This window comes from Streptomyces sp. NPDC004667 (assembly GCF_040609475.1).
GTDB lineage: Bacteria > Actinomycetota > Actinomycetes > Streptomycetales > Streptomycetaceae > Streptomyces.
In genome coordinates this window covers 1-13,803 of the sequence record NZ_JBEXKC010000029.1, presented here as the reverse complement: position 1 = coordinate 13,803, position 13,803 = coordinate 1, and the positions used below count along the sequence as shown (strand labels likewise).

Sequence of the window (13,803 nt, the reverse complement as noted above, 5' to 3'; positions counted from 1 at the left end):
GTTTCAGCCGCGGGCGCAGGTGGGGCACAGCCCCCGGTAGGTGACCTGGGCGCCGGACACGGTGAAACCGAAGCGTTCGTCCGCCGGCAGCTGGGCCAGCGGGTCGCCGGTGGGGTGGACGTCGCGGATGAGGCCGCAGCCGGAGCAGACGAGGTGCTCGTGCGGCCGGTGCGCGTTGGGGTCGTAGCGCTTGGCCCGGCCGTCGGTGGAGACCTCGACGACCTCCCCGAGGGAGACCAGCTCGCCCAGGGCGTTGTAGACGGTCGCGCGGGAGATCTCGGGCAGCCGCTCCACCGCACGGGCGTGCACCTCGTCGGCCGTGAGGTGCACGTGGTCGCCGTCGAGGACCTCCGCGACCACCCGTCGCTGGGACGTCAGGCGCCAGCCGCGCTCTCGCAGGCGTTCCAGCAGGTCACTCATGTCGGCTCACCCGTTCGGGTCGGCCGGATGTCCGGAACGTGGCGACGGTCGTCCGGGATCCGGGAGGACAGGGTCTTGGTGTCCTTCTTGACTTGGATTCCGTCCATCGTAGGATCGGATTCGTAGATAGCCAAGGGACAGGAAAACTCCAGAGCGGCAGGAGATCGGATCCGTGACGGACCACCGCCGAGGAGCCGCACGGCGTCGACCCGCAGGTGCGGGCCGCCCGTTTCCCCTCGCTCGACCGTCCGCGCCGTGGCCCCCGTGACGTCATGGCGGCCGACGGGACCGAGCGCGTTACCGGGGCCCCGCGCCCCGGCCCCTTCACCTGCAGGCAGTTTTCGAGCGTTGTGATCGACCAGGTCCGGAAGGATTCCCATGTCTGAGAACCACGATGCAATCGTCACAGAGGCGAAGTCGGAGGGCTCGGGCGGCTGCCCGGTCGCCCACGACCGCGCTCCTCACCCGACGCAGGGCGGTGGCAACCGCCAGTGGTGGCCCGAGCGCCTCAATCTGAAGATCCTCGCGAAGAACCCCGCCGTGGCGAACCCCCTGGGTGAGGGGTTCGACTACGCGCAGGCCTTCGAGGCCCTCGATCTGCCCACCGTCAAGCGGGACATCGCCGAGGTGCTCACGACCTCGCAGGACTGGTGGCCGGCGGACTTCGGCAACTACGGCCCGTTCATGATCCGCATGGCCTGGCACAGCGCGGGCACCTACCGGATCAGCGACGGCCGCGGCGGTGCCGGGGCCGGTCAGCAGCGCTTCGCGCCTCTGAACAGCTGGCCGGACAACGGGAACCTCGACAAGGCCCGCCGCCTGCTGTGGCCGGTCAAGAAGAAGTACGGCCAGAGCCTGTCCTGGGCCGACCTGATGATCCTGACCGGCAACGTCGCCCTGGAGCAGATGGGCTTCGAGACCTTCGGCTTCGGCGGCGGGCGCGCCGACGTCTGGGAGCCGGACGAGGACGTGTACTGGGGCCCCGAGACCACCTGGCTCGACGACGAGCGCTACACCGGCGACCGCGAGCTGGAGAACCCCCTCGGCGCGGTCCAGATGGGCCTCATCTACGTCAACCCGGAAGGCCCCAACGGCAACCCGGACCCGCTCGCCGCGGCCCGCGACATCCGTGAGACCTTCCGCCGGATGGCGATGAACGACGAGGAGACGGTCGCGCTGATCGCGGGCGGTCACACCTTCGGCAAGACCCACGGAGCGGGTCCGGCGGAGAGCGTCGGCGACGACCCCGAGGCCGCCCCGATGGAGCAGCAGGGCCTGGGCTGGAAGAACTCGTACGGCACCGGCAAGGGCGCCGACGCGATCACCAGCGGCCTGGAAGGCATCTGGACGAACACCCCGGTCACCTGGGACAACAGCTTCTTCGACATCCTGTTCGGCTACGAGTGGGAGCTCTTCAAGAGCCCGGCCGGCGCGAACCAGTGGCGGCCGAAGGGCGGCGCCGGTGCCGGTACCGTGCCGGACGCCCACGACCCGTCGAAGAGCCACGCCCCGACGATGCTGACGACGGACCTCTCGCTGCGGATCGACCCGGCGTACGAGCAGATCTCCCGGCGCTTCCACGAGAACCCGGCGGAGTTCGCCGACGCCTTCGCCCGCGCCTGGTTCAAGCTGACCCACCGCGACATGGGCCCGGTCGTGCGCTACCTCGGCCCCGAGGTCCCCTCCGAGACGCTGCTGTGGCAGGACCCGCTGCCGGCGGTGACGCACGAGCTCGTCGACGCGGCGGACATCGCCGCGCTCAAGCGGCAGATCCTCGCCTCCGACCTGACGGTGTCCCAGCTCGTCTCGGCCGCCTGGGCCGCGGCGTCCTCGTTCCGCGGCAGCGACAAGCGCGGCGGCGCCAACGGCGGACGGGTGCGTCTCCAGCCGCAGAGCGGCTGGGAGGTCAACGAGCCCGACCGGCTGGCGACGGTACTGCGCGTCCTGGAGGGCATCCGGACGTCGTTCAACTCCGCCCAGAGCGGCGGCAAGCAGATCTCGCTCGCCGACCTGATCGTGCTGGCGGGCGCCGCCGCCGTGGAGCAGGGCGCCAAGGACGCCGGCTTCGACGTGGTGGTCCCCTTCACGCCGGGCCGCGCGGACGCCACCCAGGAGCAGACCGACGTGGAGTCGTTCTCCGCGCTGGAGCCGGTGGCCGACGGGTTCCGCAACTACCTCGGCAAGGGCAACCGCCTGCCGGCCGAGTACCTGCTGATCGACCGGGCGAACCTGCTGAACCTGAGCGCGCCGGAGCTGACGGTCCTCGTCGGCGGCCTGCGCGTGCTGGGTGCGAACCACCAGCAGTCCGCGCACGGGGTGCTCACCAAGACCCCGGGGTCCCTGACCAACGACTTCTTCGTCAACCTGCTCGACCTGGGCACGACGTGGACGGCGACGTCGGGTGACCAGAGCACCTTCGAGGGCCGCGACGCATCCACGGGCGCGGTCAAGTGGACCGGCACCCGCGCCGACCTGGTCTTCGGGTCGAACTCGGAGCTGCGCGCCGTCGCCGAGGTGTACGCGAGCGACGACGCGAAGGCGAAGTTCGTCAAGGACTTCGTCTCCGCCTGGGACAAGGTCATGAACCTGGACCGGTTCGACCTGGTCTGAGTCCGAGGTCCGGGCCGGCCCTCGGCGGGCCGGCCCGGACGCCCCACCGCCGTGGTCACACGGCGGTGAGGGGGGCCGCGCCGAAGGAGACGTCGAAGCGGTCGCACCAGATGGTGACGCTGGTGTACTCGGCGGGATCCACGCCGGCGGGGATCGCGTAGTTCTGGTCGCCCTTGTTCCCCTTGAGGCTGCCCAGGCTCAGGTGCTTCCCGTCGTCGAACACGCGCCAGCCCGCCGTGCCCTCCTTCACCGGCGCGTCCGTGATCCAGACCCGCAGGTCGGGGCCGCTGCTCGTGTCCAGGCCCTCCAGGCGCAGGGTGTGGCTGCCGTCGGGGAGACGGATGATCCTGGCCGTGCCCGTGGTGGTGTGCTCGTGGCTGATCAGCGTGCCCCTGGCGACCGTACGGGGTCCCGCGGGGGCGGTCCGCGAGGAGGCCGGGGAGGATCCGGCGGCCGGAAGGGCCTCGCGGACGGTGTCGTCCTGCCACAGCTTCCACGGCTGGAACCAGTAGAGGCCCACCCCCAGCACCGCCGTCACCGCGATCAGTACCGCGACGACCGCTCCCCGGCGCCGATTCTTCGTGGCCACCGCACTCCGCCTTCCCTCGATCTTCCCTCTCCCCGCCATTCAACGGCGCCGGCGTCCCCGGTGACAGGGGCGGCGCGATGACGGAAGTCTTACGGAGGCCGGCGGGGATCCGGGGCGGGGCCTTGGGCGGGGCCCTGGCCGGAGCGGCCTCAGCCCGCGTCGGCGGCCGGTGCGGCGAGGTAGGCCCAGGCCTTCGTGCCCGAGCTCAGGACGACCTCGGTCCGGGCGTAGTCGTCGACCTCGTAGTCGTCCGCCGAGGCGAGTTCCGCGTCGGTGATCGAGAACACGGTGCCGTCGACGGCGTCCGCCGGGGCGTCCGATGCGACGACGAGGGGGTGCCGGTCGGAGCCGCTGGCCGCTATGACCTCGGGGTCCGTGATGGTGACGTAGGTGGTCCGGTACCCGGGCAGCGCGTCCGGGCGGCCGTCGAGCGGCCTCCCGAACCGGGCCAGCTGGACGTCCCGGGACTGGAGGGTCCCGTACGAGAACAGCAGGTGGGTGGGGGGAGCGGTCATGCGGACAACCTCCTGGGATCTTCGCCGGAAAGGCCGCCCCAACCTATCCGATCCCCTCAACGCCACGATCAGGGAACGTCGTTGAAGGCGCTCGGCGACCCGCGGCAGCCGCGCGCGGGCCCGCCGGCGGCGGGCCCGACCGGCCGCCGCCGCAGACCGGACCTCCGGAATTCACCCGAACGGCCGCGCTCCGGTGTCCCCCTCCCGGGCTCGGCCGAACGATGGGACTGCCTGCCGCAAGCGGCGCCCCCCGGCTCAAGGAGCATTCCGTGTCCCAACAGAGCACCACCCCAAGGTCTCCCCAGCCCCACAGCGCCAGCGGCGCCTGGGCCGCGGGCGGCACGATGTTCGCCGCCGTCCTGCTCCTGGTGGACGGCGTCCTCAGCGTGATCAAGGGCATCTCCGGAATCGCGCAGGACGAGGTCTACGCGCGGCTGGGTTCCTACGTGTTCAAGTTCAACGTCGAAGCCTGGGGCTGGATCCACCTGCTGCTCGGCGTCGTACTCCTCATCGTCGGCGCCGGTCTCCTCAAGGGCGCGGGCTGGGCCCGGGTCATGGGTGTGGCGCTGGCCTCCATCAACGTGATCTTCGACTTCATGTGGCTGCCCTACACGCCACTGTGGGCGCTCGTCTCGATCGCCATCTCCCTCTTCATCATCTGGGCCCTGTGCACGGACAGCAGCCGCACGAGCACCCGTACCGCCTGACAGCGCCCCGCCGCACCCGCCGATACGGGCCCCGCCACGCCGGGGCCCGTACGCGTGCGCCGTCAACGGCGCGGTACGGGGTCCGGGGCATGGAAGGCCCCGTGAACGGGGACGATCCGGTGCGTGCCACGAGCCGTGCCGTCCGGGGGAGAAGATGTCACCGCCATGGCGGTGACACGGAGTTCGTCAACGGTTCGCCCACAGGGCCCGTGCCGCACACCGGTTGGTCTTCCGGGCCGGGGAGACCCGTGCACGAACGCATCCAGCAGCTCTCGTACGTCGTTGGGGGAACGTCCATGAACGGACTGGGCCGGCGCGTCTTCCTGACCGCGGCGGGGGCCGTCGGCGTGCGCGCCGTCACGGGTACCGCCGCGGCGGCCACCCGGGCGGCGCTCGACGCCGTCAGCGGAGCCGGGTACGTGGACGTACAGCTGCTGAACATCACCGATCTGCACGGCTACTTGAGCGCCGCGCCCGCGCGGGACTCCGTGATCACCGGAGCGGGAGGGCAGACGTACACGGTGGGCGGGGTCGCCTACATGGCCACGCATCTGCGGCGGCTGAGGGCGGGACGCGCCAATTCCTTCTTCTTCGCACCGGGTGACCTCTTCTCGGGCTGGGAGTTCCCGGCGTTCGCCCTGTCCGACGAGCCGACCATCGAGGCGCTCAACCTGATGGGGCTCGACTTCGCGACGGCCGGGAACCACGAGTTCGACCGCACCCCCGGGTTCCTCGTCCGGCACATGGAGCAGGGCCTCCCGTACGAGGGCGAGGGGCGCACGAACACGTTGCCGGACTCGCGCGGCAGGCGCTTCCACGGCGCCGACTTCCGCTACTACAGCGCCAACGCCGTCGCGGGTCCGGGCGGGGCGACCGTGCTGCCCCCGTACCACGTCGAGTGGGTGGACGCCCCCGACGGACGGCAGCTGCCCCTGGGCTTCATCCACCTCACCGCCCTCGGCACGGAGCGGTTCTCCAACTCCTTCCAGCCGGGCCTGACCACGCTCGACGAGGTGTCCGCCGCGAACCGTTGCGCCGCCGAGCTCAAGGCCCGCGGGGTCAACGCGATCGTGCTCAGCATGCACGACGGCGCCGTGGCCGGATCCGCGTTCGACTCGGGCAGCGACCCGAGCGGGCCGGCGTACGACCTGGCGCTGCGCGTGTCCGCGGACATCGACGCGATCGTGACGGGGCACTGGCACTGTGCCTTCACGATGATGCTCCCCGATCCCTCCGGACGGCTGCGGCCGTTCGTCGAGGCGGGCTGCCACGGCCAGATCGTCAACGAGATCACCCTGCGCCTCGATCCCGTGACCGGTGCGGTCGTCCGGGAGCTGACCACGTCGACCAACCACCCCAACACCCGTGATGTCGAGCCGGATCCGCAGATGCGCGAGGTGGTCGACTACTGGCAGGGGTACGCCGCCCGGTACGCGGGCGCGACGATCGGCCGGCAGCGGGCCTCGTTCCGCCGCGCCCTGTCACCGGCCGGGGAGAGCACGATGGGCAACCTGGTGGCGGACTGGGCGCTGTGGGCCTCGGCGCAGCCGGCGGACTCCTTCGACACCAGCCCGCGTCCCGACGGGGGCGCCGCGGACCTGGCGTTGATCGCACTGGCCCCGCGGACCGGCCGGAGCCTCATCAACACGGACCTGCTCCTCGGGTCCGCCACGGAGGATCCGGTCACCTTCGAGCGGGCCTGGCGGGCGGTCGGGTACGGCAGTCCCCTGGTCACGGCGTCGGTCACCGGACGGCAGCTCCACGACGCCCTGGAGCAGCAGTGGGCGCCGGACGCGCAGGGCCGGCTGACGTACGCGCCGCTCGCGGTCTCCGCCAACGTGCGGTACTCCTTCGACGCCTCGGGGCCGGCCGGTGACCGGGTGGCGCCCGCCGACGTGCTCATCGGGGGCTCCGCGCTGCGCCTGGACGGCACGTACCGGGTGGTGACGTCCTCGTACACGCTGACCGGGCAGGACGGGTACCCGGCGCTCGGCGGGTTCCGGGATCCGGCCCGGCACCGTCGGGACACGGACAGCTTCGTCGCGTACGTCGCCGCCCTCGGCACCCTGCGGGCGGTGCCGACCGGGCGGGTCTCGGCGAAGGGCGGCGCGCTGGCGGCCGGCCGGCCGGGCCGGCTGGTCCCGCTCGGGGAACCGGTGCCTTCGGTGCCGGCTCCCGTGGCCGCCGCCGAGGCCGCCGCGGGCTCCACCGGGGGCCGCCCGGTCTGCTGAGCGCTTCGTACTTCCGGGCGGACCTCGTGCTCCGCGGGCTCGCCGGGAAGCGACCGCCGCGGGCGCGGGGGCCGACGGTGCGCCGTCGGCCCCCGCCTCCGTACCACCCCCGGCGGTTCGGTCCGTACCGCACCGCAGGCTTTTCCCGATTCGTTGACCCCTTCGACGGCCGCTGGCTAGGTTGGAAATGTGCCCGGACGGCACGAATGGGCGGTTCGGCTCGCCGAAGAGATCGGAGCAGCGGTGCGATACAGCATTCTCGGAAAACTTCATGTCGTGAACGAGGGCGAGCGGTCCTACCTTTCGGCCCGCAAGAAGGAAATCGTGCTCGCCGCCCTTTTGATCCGGGCGAACCACGTGGTATCGCTCGAAGAGTTGATTTCCGAGATCTGGGGCCGGGAATCGCCTCTGCGGGCCACCACCGCGATCCATGTCCGCATCTGCGAGCTGCGGAAGTTCCTGAGGTCCTGCGGAATCGCCGAGAGCCCGATCGTCACCCGCTCACCCGGCTACTTCATCCGCGTCGAGCCGGGCGAGCTCGATGTCGAGCGGTTCAGTCAACTGGCTGCTCAGGGCCGTGCTGCGGCGCGGGCGGGGCAGCACGAAGCGGCGGTCGAGCAGTTACGCGCCGCGCTGGAACCGACTCAGGACACGCCCCTGGGAGGCCTGCGGAGCGGCCCGATCATCAATGGCTTCGCGACCTGGCTCGACGCAACCATCCTGGATTGCACGGAATTACTGATGGAGTCGGAACTGGCCCTGGGCGGGCACCGGGAAACGGTCAGCAGGCTCTATGCGCTCTTCGGTCGGCACCCTTTGCACGAGGCGTTCCACCGGCAGCTCATGCTGGCGCTCTACCGCTGCGACCGGCGGGCTGACGCCCTGCACGTCTACCGGACCGCCCGCGATGTCCTGAAGGAAGAACTCGGACTCGATCCCTGCCTCGCGACCCGCCGGATTCACCACGCCATTCTCACCGCGGACAATCCCCGTCTCGCGCGCATATCGGCGTAGGCCGGCCCGGTCCGCCCGGTCCGCCCCGGTCCGTCAGCGCGTTTCGAGGGCCGCCAGCGCCTCCGGCAGTTCGGACCGGCCGGAAACCGTCAGCTTGCGGTAGACGACCGTGAGGTGCTTCTCCACCGCGCGGCGCGTCACGCCCAGTTCGTCGGCGATGTCACGGTTCGACAGTCCCCGCGCGGCCAGCCCGGCGACCTTCAGCTGGATCCGGGTCGGGGCCGCCGCCCGGTCGGCCGCGGGGACTCCCGGCAGGTTCCGGGCGCGGGCCGCGAGGTCCGGCAGGCCGCACGCCGAAGCGAGGGCGCCGCCCTCCCGCAGCAGGCTCCTCGCCCGGGGGTCCCCCTCGCCGGCCGCCCGTGCGCCGAGCTGTACCAGGGCCCTGGCCAGCTCCAGGCGGTGGTGCGAGTCGCGCAGGACCGCCACGGCCTCCCGCAGCAGCTCCGTCCCCCGTTCTCCTTCCGTCAGCACGCCCCGTACGCGCAGCGCCCTGCCGAGGACGGCCGGGGCGCCCCAAGCCCGCGCCCGCTCGTACTCGTCGCGCATCAGCTCCCCGGCCGCCTCCACCTCGCCGAGGCGGCGGTGGGCCAGGGCCGCCCAGGGGCGCCAGGGGCCGAGGGCGGGGTTGTGCCAGCCGGCCCGTTCCAGCCGCCTGCCGCAGGCCAGGAAGTGGTCCAGCGCGGTGGCCTCGTCGCGCCGGTGGTAGGCGCGGACGCCCTGGAGCAGCTGGTGGGTGACGTTGCGGTACACCCCGGCGGTGTCCGCGGAGCCGGGAGCCGCCTCCCGGGCCAGGAGCCGGTCGGCCGTGTGCGGGTCCCCGGTCTCGATGGCGACGAGCGCCAGCGCGACGTCCGCCGCCGCGTCGGGCCCCCACCGCTGCCCGGCGGTCTCCTGGGCCCGTAGCGCCAGGGCTTCGGCCCGTACCGCGTCCCCGGACCACAACAGGGTCACCGCGAGTTCGCTGCCGGCCAGCACCTGCGCCACCGGGGCCCGCCAGCGTACCGCGCGGGCCAGGAGGGTCTCCAGCCACCCGGGCAGGTCGGCGGGTTCGTCCGCCGCGAGCAGCGTGACCGCGAGCAGCGGCAGGGCCGTGTACGGCAGCTCGGGCGCGGCCGGGGTGCGCTCCAGGATGCGCCGGGCCAGCCGCACGGCGTCGCCGCGGTCGATCCGCCCGGCCGCCACCGCGTCGTGCAGCAGTACGGTGGCGAGTTCGCGGGCGGCTCCGGTGTCGAGGGCGGGCTCCGGGCCCAGCCCGCGCAGCCGCTCCGCCGACCGGGCGAGCCGTTCGGGCGTGGTGGGCTCCGTGCAGCGGAGCCTGGCCTCCAGCCGCAGCGCCACCTCGGGGCGGGCTCCGTCCCGCTCGCCGCCGGGGGCGTGGGCGGCCCACTCCCGCCGGATCAGGTCGGCGGTGTGCGGCGGCGCGGTGTCGAAGAGGGGCGGCGGGACGCGCAGGAGGGCCGCGGCCCGGCGCGCGGCCGAGGGCAGCAGGGGCACCGCCTGGGAGACGTGCCGGACGGCCATCCACGGGTCGAGGTTGCGCTCGACGCCGGCCAGGTCGACCAGGACCGCGGCACGGTCCTCGCCGTCGGTGGACGCGTCGCGCAGGGCCCGGCGCAGGTAACCGACGGCCTCCTCGGGCGCACCGCGGTCGAGCGCCGCGTCGGCCGCGGCGCGCAGTACGGTCACCGCCCGGGCGCCGTCGGGCGGGGTGGCCGGTGGTGTGACCATGAGGCGGGCCGCGACCTGTTCGGCCGGGTGCCCGCACCGGTGGAGCAGTGCCGCCGCGCGGCCGGTGAGGCGTTGGAGCTCCTCGGCGGGGATGGTCTCCTCGGCGGCGTCCCGGACCACCGGGTGGACGAAGGCCGACCCCGTCCGGCCGGGGCGGCGGGTGAGCAGGCCCAGGCGTCGCAGCGCCCGTTCGGCGGTGCGGCAGTCCACGGCGTCCAGCTCCGCCAGTGCGCCGGTCAGCCCCGGTTCGGCCTGGTCCCCGAGGACGGCCATGGCCCGGGCGAACCCGATGACCGGGGAGGGCAGTTGTTCCAGGCGCAGGGCGAGGCGTTCGCGCAGGACGGGAGGCCGCAGGCGCAGCGCCGCCGAGGCGTCCGTGCCGAAGGGCCGCAGTCCCGCGTGCCGCATGCTGTCGCCGACGGACACCGCGAGCATCGGATTGCCCGCGAAGGCCTCGTGGCAGGCCTGGCCGAAGGCGTCGTGCACCGGGACGCCGAGGCGGCTTTCCACGACGGCGCGGATGGCGGTCGGCGACAGCGGTCGCAGTCGCAGCGTGCGTCCGCCGCCCGCGAGGAGCTCGCGCACCGCGGGCCGTTCGGCGCCGGGATCGCCGTCGGCGACGGTCACGACGAGGGTCACCGGTCGGGCGGTGGGCCGTTTGGCGAGGTAGGCCAGCCAGCGCAGGGAGTCCTCGTCAGCCCACTGCAGGTCGTCCACCATGACCGCCAACGGCTGGTCGGCGCCGATGCGTTCGGCCAGCGCGCGCAGGTCCCGCAGGAGGTGGGGGTACGCCTGCGGGGCCGGCGCGGGCGCTGCGCCCGCGACGACGGCCCAGGCGGCGGCCCCGCCCCCGTCGAGCCACCGGTCGCGGACGGGGGGCCGGGCACCGGCGAGCACGGGCTCCAGGATCTGGCGCACCACGCCGAAGGCGAAGTCCCGTTCGGAGGGGGCCGCGTCGGCCCGCAGGACCCTGGTCCGCTCCCGCCCCGCCAGGGGTGCGAGGTGGTCGAGCAGCTCCGTCTTGCCCGCGCCGAGGGCGCCGGTGACGACGACGGGTGCGCCGGCTCCGGCCGCGGGGTCCTTGGCGGTGCGCAGGGCCTCGGCCACCGCGCGCAGCTCGGCGTCGCGTTCGAGGAGCATCCGGCTCAGTCCTTGTCGGGGAGGTGACGGGAGAGGTCCGCGCGGCCGGAGAGGCCGAGCTTGCGGTAGACACGGCTGAGGTGCATCTCCACCATGCGCCGGGACACCCCCAGGCGCAGGGCGATGGCCCCGTTGGTCATGCCCTCGCGGACCAGTCCGGCGGCGCGCGTCTCGGCCGCGGTCAGTTCCTCGCGGACCGGCTCGCCGCCGTGCACCGCCGGAAAGGGGCCCGGGAGGGGGCCCGGGGTCCGGCCCTCGGTTCGGGACGGCGTGGTCGGGATGCCGTGCGCGCCGGTCAGCGCCCGGACGCGTCGCGCCCGGCGGGGCGCGGACCACTCGGCGGGGGTGTCCCCGCGGAGCAGCAGCCGCGCCGCCTCGCCCCGGGCCGCGCGGGCCCGTTCCCCCTCGGTCACCCGGCCCACGGCGAGCAGGGCCGTACCGATGGCGCTCGCGCTCCCCCACGCCCGCGCCGCCGCGAGTTCCCCGGCGGCGAGGCGGGTGGCCCCGGCCCGGTCGCCGCGGCCCAGGCGGGCCAGGGCGGCGGCCGAACGCCAGGGCACGAAGGAAGGGTTGGTCCAGCCCCGGGCCAGCAGCCCGCGTCCGCATTCCAGCAGGTCCGACAGGGCGGCCTCGTGGTCGCCGGTGCGCAGGCCCAGGCGGCCCCGGGCGTAGAGGAACGTCGGCCACCACATGCCGCTCACCGCCCGTACGGGCACCTCCGCCGTCGCGGCCCGGCCCGCCTCGTCCACCTCGTCGCGCTCCAGGTGCAGCAGGATCCGCAGGGCGGCGGTGAGCGGCACGGACTTCACGGATCCGGAGCCGTGGGACGCCACCCGTTCGACCTCCGCCAGGTCCTGTTCCGCCTCCTGGAGCCAGCCCCGCCGCAGGGCCACCGTCGCGCGTACGGCCAGGGTCGCCGCGACGGCGCTCCGCGCCCCCAGCGCGCGGGCCTGCGCGACGATCGGGTCGAGGCCGGCGGCGGCGTCCTCGTGGGCGTCCGCCAGGGCCAGCGCGTAGCAGGCCGCCAGCCGTGTGGTGAACAGCTGCGGGTGCCCCGGCGCGGGACGCAGCGCGGCCTCGGCCAGGCCGCGCACGCGGGCGGGCGGCAGTGACCCGGCGAGGGCGCCGCGCAGGGCCGCCACGCCTTCCTGCGCGGGCCCCCGCGGTGGTACGGGCAGCGGCGGGACGTGGTCCGCGATGTCCGCGTTCTCCTCCGTGGGCGCGGCGTCCTCGATCAGCCAGTGCAGGGCGAGGAGCGCGTCGTGCTCCGCCCCGCGGGTGTCCGGGTGCGCCAGGGTCCGGGGAAGGGCGCCGCCGCGGCGCACCGTCGTCTCGTGGCCGCAGGTGGTGAGGAGGTCCGCGGCGCGCAGCCGGTCGACGGCCGGGACGTGGTCGTCGGGGCTGTCGAGCAGCCGCCACCCCGCGCGCTCGTCGCAGTGGGGGTCGTCGTCGGACGGACCCGTGTCGGCGGGTGCGCCCGTGCCGACGGGTGGTGCGGCGGGTTGGGCCGGGACGGCGGCGCGGGGGGCGAGTACGGCGGCTCGCGCGCGCAGCGTCGCGCGGTCCGGCCCGGTCATGCCGGCGAGGGCCGCTTCGGCCACGTCCGGTGGTGTGCGCGGGGTGTCCGCGCCCTCGGTCAGGCCCGTGTCGGCCAGCAGGCGCAGTGCGCGGGACACCGGCAGGGCGCGCAGTCCGGCCAGTTCGCCCAGCGCGGCGGGGCCGAGGTGCGGCCCGCCGGCGGCGATCGCGCGCAGGAGGCGGACGTGCTCCGCGGACAGGCCGTCGATCAGCCGTGCGGTGCGCTCGCCCACGGACTCGGCCGCGCGCCACGGCAGTTCGGCCGCCGTGTGCGCGCTCGGCTCCAGCCCGTCCGCGCCGATCCCGTCCACCACCGCGCGCAGCACGGCGGGGTTGCCCGCGCAGGCTTCGGCCGCGGCCGAGGCGAAGGCCGGATCCACGGGCCCGTCGAAGGCGGCGGCCAGCATCGCGGCCACGCCGGGCGGGGTCAACGGCCGCAGTGCGACGCGGGCGGCGGGGGCGGGGGCACCGTCGGCGCGGCCGTCGGTGCCCGGCCGGGTGGCGGGGACGGCGCCCCGGGTCCCGGCGACGAGGATCGCCAGGGGCGCGCCGCGAACCCGCCGGAGCAGGGCTTCGAGCCAGCGCCGCGAGTCCGCGTCCGCCCACTGCGCGTCGTCGACGGCGAGCAGCAGCGGCCGTTCACGGGCCGCGGTGAGGAAGAGCTCGCACAGTGCGGGCAGGGGCAGGGCGGCGGGGTCCGGGGCGCCCGGCGTGTCCCGCCCGGCGAGGAGCTGGGTGACGATGCCGAGGGGCAGGGCCGACTCCGTCGGGGATCCCACGGCGTACGCGACGGCGCATCCGGCGGCCCGCGCCCGCGCGGCGGCGTACCGCAGGAGCGCGCTGCGGCCGGTGCCGGGTGCTCCCTCGACGGTGATCACGCGGGAGCCTCCGGCGAGCAGGTCGGCCACGGCCTCGCGCAGGAGCTCCAGTTCGCCGTCCCGCTCGACGAGGGCGTCGGGGGCCCGGTCCTCTCCCGCGATCACCGGGTGCCGGTCCGCGGGCGGGGCGCGGGCGGGGCGGGGGCGAGGGCGAGGAGCGCGTCGGGGAGGTCGGCCCGGCCGGCCAGCCCGAGCTTGCGGTAGACCGAGGTGAGGTGCATCTCCACGGTGCGCCGGGCGATGAACAGGGTCTCGGCGATCTCCTGGTTGGTGGCGCCCCGCGCCGCCGCGTGCGCGACCTGCCGCTCGGTGCCGCTCAGCGGGCGGGCCCGGACCGGCGTCGCCGCGCCGGGACGGGGGCCGGGCCCGGTGAGGCCCGCCGCGGCCAGCGCC

10 protein-coding genes are annotated in these 13,803 nt (G+C 74.6%); 4 read left to right on the top strand and 6 right to left on the bottom strand.

From position 1 onward, the window contains the following. Positions 1-3: 3 nt before the first annotated feature. On the bottom strand, positions 4-420 hold the full coding sequence (locus tag ABZW32_RS18260; RefSeq protein WP_356217073.1) for a Fur family transcriptional regulator: 417 nt from the start codon (positions 418-420) through the stop codon (positions 4-6). A gap of 378 nt (positions 421-798) precedes the next feature. On the opposite strand from ABZW32_RS18260, the gene katG reads away from it, so the two are divergent. Continuing rightward, positions 799-3,030: a catalase/peroxidase HPI gene (gene katG, locus ABZW32_RS18255; protein ID WP_356217072.1), complete on the top strand. Its 2,232-nt coding sequence runs from the start codon at positions 799-801 to the stop codon at positions 3,028-3,030. Between the two features lie 55 nt (positions 3,031-3,085). Here katG and ABZW32_RS18250 read toward each other — a convergent pair whose 3' ends face one another. Next, complete coding sequence (locus tag ABZW32_RS18250; RefSeq protein ID WP_356217070.1) at positions 3,086-3,619, bottom strand: DM13 domain-containing protein; 534 nt, start codon at positions 3,617-3,619, stop codon at positions 3,086-3,088. Between the two features lie 149 nt (positions 3,620-3,768). After that, positions 3,769-4,134: a gamma-glutamylcyclotransferase family protein gene (locus tag ABZW32_RS18245; protein ID WP_356217068.1), complete on the bottom strand. Its 366-nt coding sequence runs from the start codon at positions 4,132-4,134 to the stop codon at positions 3,769-3,771. Between the two features lie 269 nt (positions 4,135-4,403). On the opposite strand from ABZW32_RS18245, the gene ABZW32_RS18240 reads away from it, so the two are divergent. From ABZW32_RS18240 to ABZW32_RS18230, 3 genes are all read left to right on the top strand, one after another. After that, the gene (locus tag ABZW32_RS18240) at positions 4,404-4,841 is read left to right on the top strand and encodes a hypothetical protein (RefSeq protein WP_356217066.1); all 438 of its coding nucleotides are present in this window, start codon (positions 4,404-4,406) and stop codon (positions 4,839-4,841) included. A 296-nt stretch (positions 4,842-5,137) separates the two neighbouring features. After that, positions 5,138-7,072, top strand: a complete 1,935-nt coding sequence (locus ABZW32_RS18235) for a 5'-nucleotidase C-terminal domain-containing protein (protein ID WP_356217065.1) — start codon at positions 5,138-5,140, stop codon at positions 7,070-7,072. A 189-nt stretch (positions 7,073-7,261) separates the two neighbouring features. Next, positions 7,262-8,086 carry an AfsR/SARP family transcriptional regulator gene (locus ABZW32_RS18230; protein ID WP_356217063.1) on the top strand — a complete coding sequence of 275 codons (825 nt, stop codon included), beginning with the start codon at positions 7,262-7,264 and terminating at the stop codon, positions 8,084-8,086. A gap of 33 nt (positions 8,087-8,119) precedes the next feature. Here the strand turns inward: ABZW32_RS18230 and ABZW32_RS18225 are convergent, their stop codons facing one another. The 3 genes from ABZW32_RS18225 to ABZW32_RS18215 form a co-directional block, all read right to left on the bottom strand. Continuing rightward, positions 8,120-10,954 (bottom strand): AAA family ATPase, encoded by a 2,835-nt coding sequence (locus tag ABZW32_RS18225; protein WP_356217062.1) that lies wholly within the window; start codon positions 10,952-10,954, stop codon positions 8,120-8,122. A 5-nt stretch (positions 10,955-10,959) separates the two neighbouring features. Next, on the bottom strand, positions 10,960-13,515 hold the full coding sequence (locus tag ABZW32_RS18220) for a LuxR family transcriptional regulator (RefSeq protein WP_356217060.1): 2,556 nt from the start codon (positions 13,513-13,515) through the stop codon (positions 10,960-10,962). Then, a partial coding sequence (locus ABZW32_RS18215) for a helix-turn-helix transcriptional regulator (protein WP_356217058.1) occupies positions 13,512-13,803 on the bottom strand: 292 nt, incomplete at its 5' end. The genes ABZW32_RS18220 and ABZW32_RS18215, both read right to left, overlap by 4 nt.